Source organism: Qipengyuania marisflavi (assembly GCF_005884405.1).
GTDB classification, from domain to species: Bacteria; Pseudomonadota; Alphaproteobacteria; order Sphingomonadales; family Sphingomonadaceae; genus Qipengyuania; species Qipengyuania marisflavi.
Window position 1 is genome coordinate 55,115 of record NZ_VCAO01000001.1, and the last position, 15,270, is coordinate 70,384.

General features: G+C 61.0%; 14 protein-coding genes and 1 tRNA gene. 11 read left to right on the top strand and 4 right to left on the bottom strand.

All coding sequences use genetic code 11. The annotated features are described in order from the left end of the window. Nucleotides 1-139: 139 nt before the first annotated feature. On the top strand, nucleotides 140-751 hold the full coding sequence (locus tag FEV51_RS00285; RefSeq protein WP_246034377.1) for a DUF2231 domain-containing protein: 612 nt from the start codon (nucleotides 140-142) through the stop codon (nucleotides 749-751). Nucleotides 752-1,627: 876 nt separating this feature from the next. Then, nucleotides 1,628-1,963, top strand: coding sequence for a DUF411 domain-containing protein (locus tag FEV51_RS00290; protein ID WP_342773714.1), 336 nt, complete (start codon nucleotides 1,628-1,630; stop codon nucleotides 1,961-1,963). Between the two features lie 60 nt (nucleotides 1,964-2,023). On the opposite strand, the gene FEV51_RS00295 is transcribed toward FEV51_RS00290, so the two are convergent. Further along, nucleotides 2,024-2,098 (bottom strand) — tRNA-Gln (locus tag FEV51_RS00295). Between the two features lie 49 nt (nucleotides 2,099-2,147). Beyond that, on the bottom strand, nucleotides 2,148-2,993 hold the full coding sequence (yghU, locus tag FEV51_RS00300; RefSeq protein WP_138615250.1) for a glutathione-dependent disulfide-bond oxidoreductase: 846 nt from the start codon (nucleotides 2,991-2,993) through the stop codon (nucleotides 2,148-2,150). Nucleotides 2,994-3,096: 103 nt separating this feature from the next. Here yghU and FEV51_RS00305 point away from each other — a divergent pair, with 103 nt between their 5' ends. Then, nucleotides 3,097-4,098, top strand: a complete 1,002-nt coding sequence (locus tag FEV51_RS00305) for a DNA topoisomerase IB (RefSeq protein ID WP_138615251.1) — start codon at nucleotides 3,097-3,099, stop codon at nucleotides 4,096-4,098. A gap of 272 nt (nucleotides 4,099-4,370) precedes the next feature. Beyond that, nucleotides 4,371-6,431 (top strand): NAD(+) synthase, encoded by a 2,061-nt coding sequence (locus FEV51_RS00310; protein WP_138615252.1) that lies wholly within the window; start codon nucleotides 4,371-4,373, stop codon nucleotides 6,429-6,431. Here the strand turns inward: FEV51_RS00310 and FEV51_RS00315 are convergent. Continuing rightward, nucleotides 6,428-7,525 carry a branched-chain amino acid aminotransferase gene (locus FEV51_RS00315; protein WP_138615253.1) on the bottom strand — a complete coding sequence of 366 codons (1,098 nt, stop codon included), beginning with the start codon at nucleotides 7,523-7,525 and terminating at the stop codon, nucleotides 6,428-6,430. The genes FEV51_RS00310 and FEV51_RS00315 overlap by 4 nt on opposite strands. Before the next feature lie 432 nt (nucleotides 7,526-7,957). Next, nucleotides 7,958-8,509: a hypothetical protein gene (locus FEV51_RS00320; RefSeq protein ID WP_138615254.1), complete on the bottom strand. Its 552-nt coding sequence runs from the start codon at nucleotides 8,507-8,509 to the stop codon at nucleotides 7,958-7,960. A 34-nt stretch (nucleotides 8,510-8,543) separates the two neighbouring features. Between FEV51_RS00320 and FEV51_RS00325 the strand changes: the two genes are divergently transcribed. The 7 genes from FEV51_RS00325 to scpA all read left to right on the top strand — a co-directional run bounded on the left by FEV51_RS00325 (nucleotide 8,544) and on the right by scpA (nucleotide 15,193). After that, complete coding sequence (locus FEV51_RS00325; protein ID WP_138615255.1) at nucleotides 8,544-9,281, top strand: TlyA family RNA methyltransferase; 738 nt, start codon at nucleotides 8,544-8,546, stop codon at nucleotides 9,279-9,281. Between the two features lie 69 nt (nucleotides 9,282-9,350). Then, nucleotides 9,351-10,883, top strand: a complete 1,533-nt coding sequence (locus FEV51_RS00330) for an acyl-CoA carboxylase subunit beta (RefSeq protein WP_138615256.1) — start codon at nucleotides 9,351-9,353, stop codon at nucleotides 10,881-10,883. Further along, entirely contained in the window at nucleotides 10,880-11,137 is a 258-nt protein-coding gene (locus FEV51_RS00335) for a hypothetical protein (RefSeq protein WP_138615257.1), read from the top strand. The genes FEV51_RS00330 and FEV51_RS00335 overlap by 4 nt, the downstream gene beginning before the upstream one ends. Continuing rightward, a complete protein-coding gene (gene mce, locus FEV51_RS00340; RefSeq protein ID WP_138615258.1) occupies nucleotides 11,137-11,598 on the top strand; it encodes a methylmalonyl-CoA epimerase in 462 nt (153 codons plus the stop codon). The genes FEV51_RS00335 and mce overlap by 1 nt, the downstream gene beginning before the upstream one ends. A gap of 46 nt (nucleotides 11,599-11,644) precedes the next feature. Continuing rightward, entirely contained in the window at nucleotides 11,645-12,427 is a 783-nt protein-coding gene (locus FEV51_RS00345) for an enoyl-CoA hydratase-related protein (protein WP_138615259.1), read from the top strand. Then, the gene (locus tag FEV51_RS00350; protein WP_138615260.1) at nucleotides 12,427-13,038 is read left to right on the top strand and encodes a glutathione S-transferase family protein; all 612 of its coding nucleotides are present in this window, start codon (nucleotides 12,427-12,429) and stop codon (nucleotides 13,036-13,038) included. The genes FEV51_RS00345 and FEV51_RS00350 overlap by 1 nt, the downstream gene beginning before the upstream one ends. A gap of 10 nt (nucleotides 13,039-13,048) precedes the next feature. Continuing rightward, the gene (scpA, locus tag FEV51_RS00355) at nucleotides 13,049-15,193 is read left to right on the top strand and encodes a methylmalonyl-CoA mutase (RefSeq protein WP_138616269.1); all 2,145 of its coding nucleotides are present in this window, start codon (nucleotides 13,049-13,051) and stop codon (nucleotides 15,191-15,193) included. Nucleotides 15,194-15,270: the final 77 nt, after the last annotated feature.

Consider the following 15,270-nt stretch of genomic DNA (forward strand, 5'->3'; position numbering starts at 1 on the left):
AAATTTGAACCCTCACGCGTCGACGATCGCCGCGCTCTATCACCGCAAGAGATGAAGGTTCGCAGAGCATTACAGACACAATAGGTTGCACGACCATCGCCAAGACCGGAGCCCGTAGAGAATGAAACGAATACAATTCATGGCTATTGTGGCCGCCAGTCTGCTCTGGATAAGTCCGGCCCAGGCCCATGGCGACGAGGAACATGGCGAAGCGGCCAGTGCTGTCGTCTCCGATGCGGCGTCAAAAGATATCCAGGCTGCGCAGGGGCACGGCGACACGGCTGCTGATCATGACGGGGCGAAGGGACAAGATGCAGACGAAGGCGACAAGGGCGTGGTCGGTGTGCTCAAGTCGCTGCATCCCGCCACCGTACACTTTCCGATCGCCTTGTTCTTTATGGCCGCTCTCACCGAGCTATTCGTCATCGCACGGAAGGGCACAGGCCTAGAGTCGGCAGTGCGCGTACTTGTTTATGGCGGTGCCGCCGGGGCGGTCGTGGCGGCCATATTCGGTTGGATCCATACCGGTCTCTGGTTCGGCGGAGATACTGCGATGCAGGTTCATCGCTGGAACGGAATGCTGATCGCGGTTCTCGGTCTGGCGATGGCCTATCTGGCGAGCCGTGCTTCCGCGAGCCGGACCGCGTTTCGCGCCGCAATCTTTGCCATGGCCGCTCTAGTGCTGGTGCAGGGATTTCTGGGCGGCGAGCTTGCGCACGGTGCCAATCATCTTGGTATCTTCTGGCTTTGAAGGATAGAATGATGCGCAGATCAAATCGGAACGCGTTTGTTGCCCCCCTTGCTGCGGCGGCATTGGGGCTAGGGCTCGCTGCCTGTGATCAGACGCAGGACACTTCATCAGAAGCTGAAGCCTTGCCACTGTATACGGCCCCGCCGACCGAGAGCACAGGTGCTGGCGAAGGCGAAAGAGACAACGCTGCCTTTCCCGCTGGAGAGGCCAACACGAACCGGTCGGGTGAAGCTGCGACTGCCGGTAGGCAACCAGACCGACCGGCGAGCACTCCGGTAGTAGCGTCGTCCCCTGCGGCCACTCCCCCGCCGGTGAATGCCCAGCCTAGCAACACACCCGATCCTCATGCGGGCCACTATATGCCATCCATGCCCGACCATGACATGCCCTCGATGTCCGATCAGGCGCATGGATCGTGACCTGGCGTTTCGCCTTCTGATCGGCCCAAAAACGGCCGACGCTCGTTTTACCAGTCACTACGAATAACAAGTCGTCGTTTGCCAAAGGCGCTTTATCTCATCTGTCCGATTTTGGGGGTATTGATGGGGGTATTTGCAAGACGACTCAAAAAGTTTATTAGGTAAATCAGCACGTTATATGCTCTCTATATTTCCCTCCTCCGCTACCACCCTCCTCCGCTACCATTTCGTGACCGCTTGGCTCACGCAGGCTTTGTGCCACTAATCACGGCCACACCTTGATCCCACAGAGATCGACAGCGTAGGGGAGCAACCTCACTCTGCTGCTGTCGGAGACGCATCATTATTGGCTCCCTTTCGCTCAAACTCCGCAATGCGGGTCTGTTCGTCTCGCTCGCATTGGGGGTGCTGGCCTGTGCCCCGGCTGCCCATAGCGCCGTCTACACAATGTACCGTGATGCCAATTGCGGCTGCTGCCTTGCATGGCGCGACCATCTGGAAGGCGGGGGCGCAGGATGTAGCGGATATGGCGGCTTTGAAAGAACGGCTGGGTGTCCCTCAGCAGCTATGGTCATGCCACACCATGGAGATCGAAGGCTATATCATCGAAGGGCATGTACCTGCCGAGGCCATTGCCAAATTGCTGAAAGACCGGCCCACCGATGTGACCGGACTGGCCGTGCCGGGAATGCCGATTGGCTCACCGGGTATGGAGCAGGGCGGCCGCGTCCAGCCATATCAAGTGATCGCTTTCGGACCCAAAGGCTTTGCGGTGTTCGCAAGCTATCCATGACCACACCACAGGCCCAGCGGCGATGCCGCTTGGCGTAAGGTGGTGATGGCCAGGAAATGCTGGCTGGGGTGGCAGGATTCGAACCTGCGCATGCCGATACCAAAAACCGGTGCCTTACCGCTTGGCTACACCCCAGCAGGCGGTGGTCCCTATAACGCCTCTGGGGCGGGTGTGAAGGGCCGGATCAGACTTTCTTGCCTGCAAAGTCGGCGGGGGAGTGGCGTTCGAGCAATTGCTCGCCCTCATCGCCCCATGCCTTGTTGACGATCCGGCCTCGCCGCACGGCGGGTCGCTCGCCTATTTGCCTGGCCCAGCGTGCGACGTTTTTGTAATCGTCAATGGCCAGAAAGGTCTTGGCCTCGCCGTAGATTTTTCCGTCAACAAAGGGGGCCAACCATGGGAAGGTGGCGATATCCGCGACGGTGTATTCCGGTCCGCCCAGATATTCGCTTTGCGCCAGCCGCTGATCAGCAACATCGAACAGCCGCTTGGTTTCCATGGCAAAACGGTTGATCGGATATTCCAGTTTTTCGGGCGCATATGCGTAGAAATGGCCGAAACCGCCGCCGATAAAGGGGGCGCTACCGACTTGCCAGAACAGCCAACTCAGCACTTCGGCGCGGCTGGTGTCGGTGGGCAGGAATGCGCCGAACTTCTCGGCCAGATGGATCAGGATCGCGCCGCTTTCGAACAGGCGCACCGGCTCTGCACCGCTGCGGTCGAGCAGGGCGGGTATCTTGGAATTGGGATTTACGCCGACAAATCCGCTGGTGAACTGATCGCCTTCGCTGATGTCGATGGTCCAGGCATCGTATTCTGCATCGTGGCCGGCTTCGATCAACTCTTCCAACATGACAGAGGCCTTCACCCCATTGGGCGTGGCGAGCGAATAGAGCTGCAGCGAATGCTCGCCCACGGGCAGTTCGCGATTATCACGCGCGCCAGCGGTCGGGCGGTTGATATTGGAGAATTTGCTGCTGGTATCCGTATTGGTCCAGACTTCGGGCGGGGTGTAAGCGGCATCGGCCATGCGTGTTCTCCTGAGCTGACAAGCGGTTGCATGGCTAGGTGGGGAAGCGCGGGTTGGCAGGCAAGTGGAACCCGATGGCCGCGCCAAGAGTATTGCCTACGCCATGAACAAGCTCATCTACATCGACGATGATTTGCCGGGGGTCACGCGAAAGCGTGCGGGCAAGGGCTGGGCTTATTACGATCCATCAGGTGATCTGATCACTGATCGGCAGGAGAAAAAGCGGCTGAACGCAGTGGCGCTGCCGCCGGCCTATGTCGATGCGTGGTTCTGCCCCGGCGGCAACGGCCATATTCTGGCCACCGGCTATGACGCCAAGGGGCGCAAGCAATATCGCTATCACCCGGAATTCCGCGCGATGCGCGAGGCCGAGAAGTTCGATGGCTGCCAGACATTTGGCAATTTGCTGCCGCTGGTGCGTAAGCGGGTCGAGAGCGATCTTGCCGACCGCACACTGACCCGCGAACGAGCGATTTCCAGCGTGGTGCGCCTGCTCGATTTGGGCGCGGTGCGGATCGGAAATGAAGGGTATGCGCAGCGTAACAAGAGCTTTGGGGCGACGACCCTGCGGCGGCGTCATGCGGAACTGACCGGCAAGACGTTGAAGCTGCGGTACAAGGGCAAGCATGGGCTGCTGCGTGAAGTGACGCTGACTGATGGCAGTCTGGCGCGGGTTGTGCGCAAGATGCAGGATTTGCCTGGCCAGAATTTGTTCAAATATGTCGACGATGATGGGGAGCGTCATGCCGTCAGCTCGTCCGACGTGAACGAATATTTGCGTGAAACCATGGGTGAGGATTTTACCGCCAAGAATTTCCGCACCTGGCACGCCAGCGTGCTGGCATTCGGTCATTTGGCGGAGGCCGAGGGGCAGCTGACGATCAAGGCGCTACTAGACGTGGTGTCCGGCCATCTTGGCAACACGCCAGCAGTGACGCGCCGCAGCTATATCCATCCGGCAGTGATTGACTGTGTTGACCACCAGGAACAATGGCGAGCCGACTTGCAACTCCCGCGCGCTACAAAATGGCTGACCCGCGAGGAGCGGGGTTTGCTGGAATTCCTGAAAGTCAGCCCAGCGGCGAAGGAAATCCTTGCAGCTTAGTATCCTTTCGGGATACTCTTATGGTCATGCACTGCGCAGGCCAGAAAATCAGGGAATGGCGTGAAGCGCACATTCCGCCTCTGTCAGCGGAGGACTTTGGCGCGCAATATGGATCACCTGCAGCATGGCCAAGCCGGACGGTCTATGGCTGGGAAGCCAAGGGCCGGATCGCCCGTGCTGCAGTGCAGAAACGCCTTTCCCAACTCGGCATCTGTGAACCTGCCGACTGGCTCGAACCACCCATTATATCCCCGTCCAAAAGGAGCGCCCGAATGAGCGCCAGCAGCACCCACGCGTTTTATGATCGACACACGCATGGTTTTGTCCGCGCCGCCACCGCGACCCCGCGAGTACGGACCGCCGATGTTGCATACAATGCCGAGGCCATTCTGGAACAGGCGCGCAGCGCGCAGGATCAGGCGGTCGATCTGTTGCTGTATCCCGAACTGTGCCTGTCATCCTATGCCATCGACGATCTGCATTTGCAGACTGCCTTGCTGGATGCCGTGGAGGCAGAGCTGGAGGCGATTGTCGCCGCGACCCGCGATCTGGCCACTGTGCTGGTGATTGGTGCGCCGCTGCGCCGCAATGGCCGCATCTACAATTGCGCTCTGGCGATTGCGCGGGGGCGCATTCTGGGTGCGGTGCCCAAAAGCTTTCTGCCCAATTACCGTGAATTTTATGAGAAGCGCTGGTTCGCGCATGGTCGTGATTGCACCGGGCTGACCATCAATTTGGGCGGGGAAAATGTGCCTTTCGGCACCGATCTGATCTTTGCCGCTCAGGACCGTCCGGGTTTTACCTTCGGCATCGAAATCTGCGAGGATTACTGGTCGCCTAACCCTCCGGGGACTATGGCTGCGCTTGCCGGTGCGACGATCCTGCTGAACCTTTCCGCATCCAACATTACCATCGGCAAATCTGACGAGCGCCATATGCTCAGCCGCGCCAGCTCCAGCCGCTCGGTTTGCGCCTATGCCTATTCAGCGTCGGGTTATGGCGAGAGCACCACCGATCTTGCGTGGGACGGGCAGGGGATGATTTACGAGCTGGGTGATCTGATGGCCGAAAGTACTCGCTTCGACCGCGAGCCGGAGCTGTGCGTCGTCGATATTGATACGCAGCGCATTCTGGCCGAACGGTTGCGCATGGGCACTTTCAACGATGCCGCAGAGGCCGAGGGGCGTCCCGAAGACAGCTTTCGCCGCATCACCTTTGATCACCAGCCGTCGCCGGGTGATCACGGCCTGAAACGCGCCATCCGCCGCTTCCCCTTTGTGCCTAACCGGCGTGAAAAGCTGGACGAGGATTGCTACGAAGCGTTCAACATCCAGGTCGATGCGCTGATGCGGCGGATCGAGGCGACGCACGCCAAGTGCCTCACCATCGGCATTTCGGGCGGGTTGGACAGCACCCACGCGCTGCTCGTGGCGGCCAAAGCGATGGACCGGCTGGGCCGGCCGCGCAGCGACATTCGTGGTTACACCATGCCCGGTTTCGCCACCTCCGATGACACAAAGTCCAATGCGTGGCGGCTGATGAAGGCGGTGGGCATCACTGCTGATGAAATCGATATCCGCCCCACCGCGCGCCTGATGCTGGAAAATATCGGCCATGCCTTTGCCGATGGCGAGCCGGTTTATGACACGACCTTCGAAAACGTGCAGGCGGGCCTACGCACCGATTATCTATTCCGGCTGGCGGGGCAGCATGGCGGATTCGTGCTTGGCACTGGCGATCTGAGCGAGCTGGCGCTGGGCTGGTGCACCTATGGCGTCGGCGACCAGATGAGCCATTACGGCGTCAATTCGGGCATTCCCAAGACGCTGATCCAGTATCTGATCCGCTGGAGCGCGCAGACCGGCGAATTTGACGCGGATACCGGCGCAGTGCTGGAAGATATCGTAGCCACAGAAATCAGCCCTGAGCTGGTCCCTGCGGGTGAGGATGGCCAGATCCAGTCGACGGAAAGCATCATCGGGCCTTACGAGCTCAATGATTTTTTCCTCCACCACATCATTCGCTGGGGGCAGAAACCCAGCCATGTGGCGTTTCTGGCATGGCACGCATGGCAGGACGCACAGACCGGGGTGTGGCCCATCGATTTCCCGGAAGAGCGCAAAAACGCTTACGACCTTGCGACCATTTCCAAATGGCTGGAAAACTTTTTGAAACGCTTCTTCGGGTTCAGTCAGTTCAAGCGCAGCGCCTTGCCCAATGGCCCCAAGGTCAGCTCCGGCGGAGCGCTAAGCCCGCGGGGGGACTGGCGCGCACCCAGCGATGCGGTTGCCGATGTGTGGCTGAAGGAATTGCGTGAGAATGTGCCTGACTAGATGTGCGTAACCCAGCCATGCGTGTCCGCAATGGTGCCCTTTTGCACGCCAACCAACCGGTTACGGATCTTGGTCGCCAGCTGACCGGGACCGCCTGAGCCGATGGTAAATTCCGTGTCGCCGTCCAACACGGTGCCGACAGGCGTGACCACAGCGGCAGTGCCACAGGCCATCGTTTCCAGCAGTCGCCCGCTCTGCGCATCATCGCGCCATTGTTCGATGCTGTAGGGCTCTTCGCGAACGGTCAGCCCTTCTTCGCACAGCAGCTGGATCAGGCTGTCGCGGGTGATACCGGGCAGGATTGTGCCGGTCAGCGGCGGGGTCACCACGCTGCCGTCATCGAATACGAAGAACAAATTCATGCCCCCCAGTTCCTCGACCCATTTGCGCTCTACCGCGTCGAGAAACACGACCTGATCGCACCCTTTGGCTGTCGCCTGTGCCTGCGGCACCAGGCTGGCAGCGTAATTGCCGCCGGTCTTAGCAGCACCGGTGCCGCCCTTTGCGGCGCGAACGTAGTCGCGGGCGACCCAGATTTTCACAGCGGGCGCGCCTGATTTGAAATAGCCACCGACCGGGCTGGCGATAAGGATGTATTTGTACTGCCGCGCCGGACGCACGCCCAAAAATGCCTCGGATGCGAACATGAAGGGGCGCAGGTACAGTGCCCCGCCGGGAATGGTTGGCACCCACTTGCGGTCCACCGCGACCAGCTGGCGGATCGAATCAAGGAACAGAGCTTCGGGCAGTTCAGGCATCGCCATGCGCCGCGCGCTGTCATTGAAGCGGCGCGCATTGGCATCGGGCCGGAACAGCGCAATCGCACCGTCTTCCTGCTGATAGGCCTTCATGCCCTCGAATATTTCCTGCGCATAATGCAGCACCGCCGCAGCGGGATCGAGCGTGATGGGGCCGCGCGGGCCGAGCACGGCCTGATGCCAGCCGCCTTTGTCCGCGTCATAATCCACCACCACCATGTGATCGGTGAACAGCGTCCCGAACCCGGGATCTTTCAGCGCCTCGTCGCGCGCAGCGTCAGGAGTGGGGGCGGGGTGGGGCACATGTTCGAAATCGGGTGTCGGCGCATCGGCCATCTGGCATCTCTCCTGCTCGCCAAGCCGATATTAGCGCGAAGCCGCGAGGGCAAGGGTGCGGATGCCCGGCGGCTCAGGAAAATTGCGCTCAGATATGAGAAAGGCGGCCCCGCCGAAACGAGAACCGCCTTTCACATGGTCAGCGGCCGGAAGTGCCGCTCACAAAGCCTTACTCGGCAAGGAATGTTACCGAATATGCTCCGTAGGGATCTTCACCGACCTCGCTACTGAACCATGAGACATCGGATCACCTCCTTTCAAGCTTGTGAGCTGGAGCCCGCGCTTCACCGGGGCCCGGGATCCGCGTGTGCCGCTGATCCTGCCTTCAATTTGTTGCGCCGGGCGCGTTAAAACAAGTCTTGTAAAAAAGTTTTCCCATGTCAGAATTGTCCTTTGTGGCCTGGCAGACTTGCTGGGCCTTTTTTGCGAGCTTCAGCGGCAATCCTCGATCACGCGGGTCACTTCGGCCCAGGCCGGGATGTACAGCGCTGGCTGGCCGGGTACTTCCACCGCAAATCGCCCAATCGTCAGCGCCATCGCATCCAGCAGCGGATCTGCTGCCGTAACAGAAGCGCTGACAGCGCCGCCGCCATTTGCGGCCTTGGCAGCAAGCGCGCGGGTGGTGGTTTCGGTTCTGATGATTACGCTGCTGTCGCTGCGCTGGTCAGGCAGATAGCGAATCATGGCGATCTGGCGCGAATTGCTGGTGCACCCCAGCGCGAACAGCGGCGTGTCATTGCTGGAGCCGAATCGTGCCATTGTCCCACCATTCACGGCGCCATAGGTCCAGTTGCCCACGCTTTGCGGGGCATCAAGCCAGCTCGACATGGTCGGCACAGGTACGGGCGGCGGAGGCGGGGCGGGGCGCGGTGCAGGCACAGCGGCTGTCTCCGGGACCGGCGTCGGCTCGGGTGCCGGCACACAGGCCGCGATGGTGAAGGATAGCGCCAGCGCGCCGCCGAGATGGACATAGATCGGTTTCATGTCCCACCAATGATCGCTAACGCACTTGTTTCCAATGCCTATCAAACGCCGCCTCGATCAAATGCTGGTAGACCGCGGGCTCGTAGAGAGCCGCACGCGGGCGCAGGCGCTGGTAATGGCGGGGCTGGTGTTCTCTGGCGAAACCAAATTGGCCAAGCCGGGGCAGCAGCTCCCCGAGGATGCGCCGCTGGATGTGCGCGGCCGCGATCACCCCTGGGTGTCGCGCGGCGGTATCAAACTGGCGCATGCTATCGAACATTTCGGACTGGATCCGTCGGGCGTCACCGCGATGGATGTGGGCAGCTCAACCGGCGGGTTTACCGACGTTTTGCTGCAAGGCGGGGCGGATCATGTCTTTGCAGTGGATAGCGGCACCAACCAGCTGGCATGGAAACTGCGGCAGGATGAGCGCGTCACGGTGCTCGAACAGACCAGCGCGCGCATTCTGACGCCCGAGATGATCGACCGGCCCTGCAACTGGGTGGTGTGCGACGCCAGCTTTATCGGGCTGGCCAAAGTCCTCGCCCGCCCGCTGGAACTGGCGGCACCGCAATGCCGATTGGTCGCGCTGATCAAACCGCAATTCGAGGTTGGGCGCGAGGAGGTCGGCAAAGGCGGTGTGGTCCGCGATCCGGCGCTGCATCAGCGCGTCTGCGAGGAAGTGCGCAGCTGGGCCGAGGGGCTGGGCTTTACCGTCCAGGGCATCAACCGCAGCCCGATTACCGGGCCTGAAGGCAATGTGGAATTCCTGATGTCTGCGCAGAGAGAATGACGCCGCGACATTGACGCTGCCGCAACCCGCTGGCTAGGCGCATTGGCGAGAGACTTCTTTGGAGAGAGTATGTCCGCCAATATCGCCGAAATGGAACGTCGCCGTGAGGCTGCCCGGATGGGCGGCGGGCAGAAACGCATCGATGCGCAGCACGCCAAGGGCAAGCTGACCGCGCGCGAACGGCTCGAAGTGCTGCTGGACGAAGGCAGCTTTGAAGAGGTCGATACCTATGTCGAGCACGACTGCACCGATTTCGGGATGCAGGACCAGAAGATCACGGGTGATGGCGTGGTCACCGGATCGGGCACGATCAACGGGCGGCTGGTTTTCGTTTTCAGCCAGGACTTCACCGTCTTCGGTGGCAGCCTGTCGAAACGTCACGCGGAGAAAATCTGCAAGGTGATGGACAGCGCGCTGAAGGTCGGCGCGCCGGTGATCGGCCTGAACGACAGCGGCGGCGCGCGTATTCAGGAAGGCGTCGCCAGCCTTGGCGGCTATGCCGAGGTGTTCCAGCGCAATGTGCTGGCCAGCGGCGTGGTCCCGCAGATCAGCCTGATCATGGGGCCATGTGCGGGCGGGGCGGTGTATTCGCCCGCGATGACCGACTTCATCTTCATGGTGAAGGACAGTTCTTACATGTTCGTCACCGGGCCAGATGTAGTCAAGACCGTCACCAATGAAGTCGTTACGCAAGAGGAACTGGGCGGCGCGGTCACGCACACCACCAAGACCAGCGTGGCCGATCTGGCGTTCGAGAACGATATCGAGACGCTGCTCGCGACGCGCAACTTCTTCGACTTTCTGCCGCTTTCCAACCGCGAGAGCGTGCCGGAACGCCCCACCAGCGACCCGTGGGACCGCGAGGAGGCCAGCCTTGATACCGTAATCCCCGATAACGCCAACCAGCCCTATGACATGCACGAAGTGATCGCCAAGGTACTGGACGAAGGGGATTTCTTTGAAGTCCAGCCAGCGCACGCAGGCAATATCCTGTGCGGATTTGGCCGGATTGAGGGTCGCACCGTGGGCGTGGTGGCGAACCAGCCGATGGTGCTGGCCGGCGTGCTCGACATCAATTCCTCCAAGAAGGCTGCGCGCTTTGTGCGGTTCTGCGATGCCTTCGACATTCCAATCTTGACGCTGGTCGATGTGCCCGGCTTCCTGCCCGGCACCGCACAGGAGCATAATGGCATCATCAAGCACGGCGCCAAGCTGCTGTTCGCCTATGCCGAAGCGACCGTGCCCAAGATCACCGTTATCACCCGCAAGGCTTACGGCGGCGCCTATGACGTGATGGCGTCCAAGCACCTGCGCGGCGATCTCAACTACGCCTGGCCGACCGCCGAAATCGCCGTGATGGGCGCAAAGGGCGCGGTGGAGATCATCTTCCGGTCAGATCGCGGCGATGCCGATAAAATTGCTGAGAAAACCAAGGAATACGAAGACCGCTTCGCCAACCCATTCGTGGCGGCGAGCAGGGGCTATATCGACGAGGTCATTTACCCGCATTCGACGCGGCGGCGGATTGCTCTGGGGCTGAGGAAGTTACGCGGGAAGGTGTTGGAGAACCCGTGGAAGAAGCATGATAACATTCCGCTATGATCTTCGTTAAGCTGTTCCTAGCTGCCGTTTTCGCGCTGATTGGCCTCTGGCTTTGGAGAATGGCGAATAGGTGGTCGATGGACGGAGAAATCCCGAAAGAATGGGTGAAATCAATCGATCCGCAGCCAGTGGCCCGCGATGATACTCACTTTGGGAAAGTTGTCGCTTGGCAAAAGCTAATGGCACTCATGGCATGGTTCTTCGCTGGGCTCTTCGTCCTCTCGATTGGCTTTGAATTGACAGGAAATCTCTGATGAAACTCGGCCGTCTCAACCATATCGGCGTCGCAACGCCATCCATTGCTGACAGCATCCGCTATTACCGCGAGGTGATGGGCGCCACCGAAATTACCGAACCGTTCGACCTGCCAGAGCAGGGTGTGAAGGTCTGCTTCGTGTCGACGCCCGGCGAAACAGGTGTCAATGAAGCGCTTCATTCGGCGCTGAACGGAACGCAGATCGAGCTGATCGAGCCGCTGAACAGTGAATCGCCCATCGCAGGTTTTCTCGCCAAGAACCCGGCGGGGGGGCAGCACCATCTGTGCTACGAGGTTCCCGACATCGCTGCGGCCCGCGCGTGGTTCGAGGGGCTGGGCAAGCGCATCCTTGGCTCCACGCGGATCGGAGCGCACGGCACGCCGATCTTTTTCCTGCATCCGAAGGACATGATGGGCCAGCTGACCGAGATCATGGAAACCCCGAAGGCGGGGCATTGACCAAACCGCCCTCTCCCCGCACGGGGAAAGGGCCAAGGGAGAACGAATGAGCTACCAGCATATCCTCACCGAAACCGATGGTGCAGTGACCACCATCACGCTGAACCGGCCCGAGCGGCTCAATGCCTGCGCGCCAGATATGGCGGTGGAAATCCGCGATGTGCTGGCCGATCCGGGCGCGGTGCGGTGCTTTGTCATCACCGGGTCAGGGCGCGCGTTCTGTTCTGGTGCGGATTTGTCGGCGCGCGGCGAGCGCAGCGTGGGCGGCGGGCGCGGGGCCTATGATGCGCTGTCGATGAGCTACAACCCGCTGATGATGCACATGGCGCAATGCGCGGTGCCGATAGTGGCGGCGGTCAACGGTCCGGCGGCGGGCATCGGCTGTTCGATTGCGCTGGCGGCGGATTTCGTGCTGGCAGGCAAGAGCGCCTATTTCCTTCAGGCCTTCGTCAATATCGGGCTGGTCCCCGATGGCGGTGCCAGCTGGATGCTGCCGCGCCTGATCGGCAAGGCACGCGCCACTGAAATGATGATGCTGGGCGAGAAAATCGGCGCCGAAAAGGCCGAGGATTGGGGCATGATCTACAAATGCGTCGAGGATGCGGTGCTGATGCAAGAGGCCAAGGCGGTGGCGCAGCGGCTGGCCGGCGGCCCAACATTGGCGCTGGGCGCAATGCGCGAAAACATCTTCAAGGCGCTGGAAATCAATTACTCCGCCGCGCTGCATCAGGAGGCCCTGGGCCAGCGCCGCGCGGGCGAGAGCAAGGATGCGGTAGAGGGCGGCATGGCCTTCCTGATGAAGCGCAAACCCGAATTCAAGGGCGAGTGATGCTGTTCTACGATAGCCCCAACCCGGCCCCCAACCCGCGCCGCGTGCGTATCTTCGCCGCTGAGAAGGGTGTGGAACTGCCCGCCCGCGAAATCTCGATCCCCAAGCGCGAGCAGAAGTCCGAAGAATTCCTCGCCATCAATCCGCGCGGGCAAACCCCGGCGCTGGAACTGGACGATGGCACGGTCATCACCGAAAGCGTTGCGATCTGCCGCTATCTGGAGGGTCTGCACCCGCAGCCTCCGCTGTTCGGCAGCAGCCCGCTGGAAAGCGCCCAGATCGAAATGTGGAGCCGCCGGGTGGAGATGATCCTGATGGCCCCCGTGGGCGCAGTGTGGGTGCACACGCATCCCTTCACAGCCGCCATTCCGGGCCGCAACAGCGACTATGGCGAGGCCAATCGCCCGCGTGTTGCAGAGGCGTTTCGCTTTTTCGACAGCGCGCTGAAAGACCGCGAATTTCTTGCCGCCGATAATTATTCGATGGCGGACATCATCCTGCTGACCACGATGGACTTCGCCGGATTTGCAAATTGCCCCGCGCCCGACGATTGTGCAGCGCTGGCGGCATGGCACACCCGCGTTACCGCGCGGCCCAGCACGGCCGCCTGAAGGATTGATGATGATCGATAAGCCCAGCACCGCCGACTGGCAGGCCCTTGCCGACAAGGAATCGCGCGGACGCGATTTGACCCGCGAAATGCCCGAAGGCTTCGCGATCAAGCCGCTCTATACTGCCGATGATGCGGGCGATCCCGGACTGCCCGGCTTTGCCCCGTTCACTCGCGGTGTGAAGGCCACAATGTATGCGGGGCGTCCGTGGACGATCCGGCAATATGCGGGTTTTTCAACCGCTGAGGAATCCAACGCCTTCTATCGCCGCAATCTGGCGGCGGGACAGAAGGGTCTTTCGGTCGCGTTCGATCTGGCAACGCACCGTGGTTATGATTCCGACCATGCCCGCGTGGTGGGCGATGTCGGCAAGGCGGGCGTCGCCATCGATACCGTGCGCGACATGGAAATTCTGTTCGACCAGATCCCGCTCGATACCATGAGCGTCAGCATGACGATGAACGGCGCGGTGATTCCGATTTTGGCGTTTTATATCGTCGCGGCAGAGCGGCAGGGGGTGCCGGCAAGCGCGCTGTCGGGGACCATCCAGAACGATATTCTCAAAGAGTTCATGGTCCGCAACACCTACATCTATCCTCCCGAACCCAGCATGCGGATTGTCTCGGACATTATCGCCTATACCTCTGCCAACATGCCGAAATTCAACAGCATTTCGATCAGCGGCTATCACATGCACGAAGCCGGGGCGACGGCGGTTCAGGAACTGGCATTCACGATTGCCGATGGCAAGGAATACGCCAAGCGCGCGATGGCGACCGGGCTGGACCTGGATGCCTTTGCGCCGCGCCTGTCGTTCTTTTTCGGCATCGGGATGAACTTCTTCATGGAAGTTGCCAAGCTGCGCGCGGCGCGCAAGCTGTGGCATGATGTGATGGCCGGGCTGGGCGCGCAAACGCCCAAGTCCAAGATGCTGCGCACGCATTGCCAGACCAGCGGCGTGTCCTTGCAGGAGCAGGACCCGTACAACAATGTGATCCGCACCACGGTGGAAGCGATGGCGGCGGTGCTTGGCGGCACACAAAGCCTGCACACCAATGCGCTGGACGAAGCGATTGCGCTGCCCACCGATTTCTCCGCCCGCATTGCCCGCAATACGCAGCTGGTGTTGCAGGAAGAAACCGGCATCACCGATGTCGTCGATCCGCTGGGCGGCAGCTATTATATCGAGGCGCTGACCGCCAAGCTGGTCGAGGAAGCCGAAGCACTGATGGCCGATGTTGACGCAGTTGGCGGGATGACCGCCTATGTCGCCAGCGGCAAGCCCAAGGCGGCAATCGAACAGGCCGCCGCCGCCAAGCAGGCCAGCGTCGACAAGGCCGAAACGGTGATAGTTGGCGTGAACAAGTATCGCCGCGAAACCGAAGACGCGATGGATACGCTGGATATCGACAATCACGCGGTTCGTAAAAGCCAGATTGCGCGGCTTGAAAAGGTCCGCGCCGGGCGTGATGAGGCGGCCTGTCAGGCTGCGCTCAAGGCTTTATCGGATGGCTGCAAGGAGGGCGGTAACACGCTGGCGCTGGCCGGGGATGCGGCGCGCCACGATGCCACTCTGGGCGAGATATCCTCCGCGATGGAGGATGTGTTTGGCCGCTATGACACGGTGCCGACACCGGTGCGCGGGGTGTTTACGGCGGCCTATGCCGATGATGCCCGCTATGCTCAGGTGATGCGCGGGGTGGAAGCGGTGAGCCGCAGACTGGGCCGCGCGCCCAGGCTGATGGTCGCCAAGATGGGCCAGGACGGCCACGACCGCGGCGCCAATGTCATCGCCAGCGCTTTTGCCGACATGGGCTTCCAAGTGGTCAGCGGCCCGCTGTTCCAGACGCCGCAGGAAACCCGCGATATGGCGCTGGCGAATGACGTGGACGCCATCGGCGCGAGTTCGCTTGCGGCAGGTCACAAGACGCTGATCCCCGAACTGATCGGCTTGCTGCGAGAATCCGGGCGGAGTGATATCAAGGTCGTGGCGGGCGGCGTAATCCCGCCGCAGGATTACGATTTCCTGCGCGATGCCGGGGTGCAGGGGATCTATGGACCGGGCAGCAATGTGGTGGAATGCGCGGCAGACGTTCTGCGCCTGCTCGGCCACAACATGCCGCCTGTGGGTGAGGATCTGGAGGTGGTGGGATGAGACACTTATGGCTCAGTGGTCGACGCATCCCTTCTGGTCGAGATTTTCAGTTTTTGGATCGGTTGGTGGGTGGAGTT

Excerpts from the sequence above, each read along its gene's own strand:
- FEV51_RS00285 (WP_246034377.1), top strand. The coding sequence starts at position 140 with ATGGCTATTGTGGCCGCCAGTCTGCTCTGGATAAGTCCGGCCCAGGCC.
- FEV51_RS00290 (WP_342773714.1), top strand. The coding sequence starts at position 1,628 with ATGCCAATTGCGGCTGCTGCCTTGCATGGCGCGACCATCTGGAAGGCG.
- yghU (WP_138615250.1), bottom strand. The coding sequence starts at position 2,993 with ATGGCCGATGCCGCTTACACCCCGCCCGAAGTCTGGACCAATACGGAT.
- FEV51_RS00305 (WP_138615251.1), top strand. The coding sequence starts at position 3,097 with ATGAACAAGCTCATCTACATCGACGATGATTTGCCGGGGGTCACGCGA.
- FEV51_RS00310 (WP_138615252.1), top strand. The coding sequence starts at position 4,371 with ATGAGCGCCAGCAGCACCCACGCGTTTTATGATCGACACACGCATGGT.
- FEV51_RS00315 (WP_138615253.1), bottom strand. The coding sequence starts at position 7,525 with ATGGCCGATGCGCCGACACCCGATTTCGAACATGTGCCCCACCCCGCC.
- FEV51_RS00320 (WP_138615254.1), bottom strand. The coding sequence starts at position 8,509 with ATGAAACCGATCTATGTCCATCTCGGCGGCGCGCTGGCGCTATCCTTC.
- FEV51_RS00325 (WP_138615255.1), top strand. The coding sequence starts at position 8,544 with ATGCCTATCAAACGCCGCCTCGATCAAATGCTGGTAGACCGCGGGCTC.
- FEV51_RS00330 (WP_138615256.1), top strand. The coding sequence starts at position 9,351 with ATGTCCGCCAATATCGCCGAAATGGAACGTCGCCGTGAGGCTGCCCGG.
- FEV51_RS00335 (WP_138615257.1), top strand. The coding sequence starts at position 10,880 with ATGATCTTCGTTAAGCTGTTCCTAGCTGCCGTTTTCGCGCTGATTGGC.
- mce (WP_138615258.1), top strand. The coding sequence starts at position 11,137 with ATGAAACTCGGCCGTCTCAACCATATCGGCGTCGCAACGCCATCCATT.
- FEV51_RS00345 (WP_138615259.1), top strand. The coding sequence starts at position 11,645 with ATGAGCTACCAGCATATCCTCACCGAAACCGATGGTGCAGTGACCACC.
- FEV51_RS00350 (WP_138615260.1), top strand. The coding sequence starts at position 12,427 with ATGCTGTTCTACGATAGCCCCAACCCGGCCCCCAACCCGCGCCGCGTG.
- scpA (WP_138616269.1), top strand. The coding sequence starts at position 13,049 with ATGATCGATAAGCCCAGCACCGCCGACTGGCAGGCCCTTGCCGACAAG.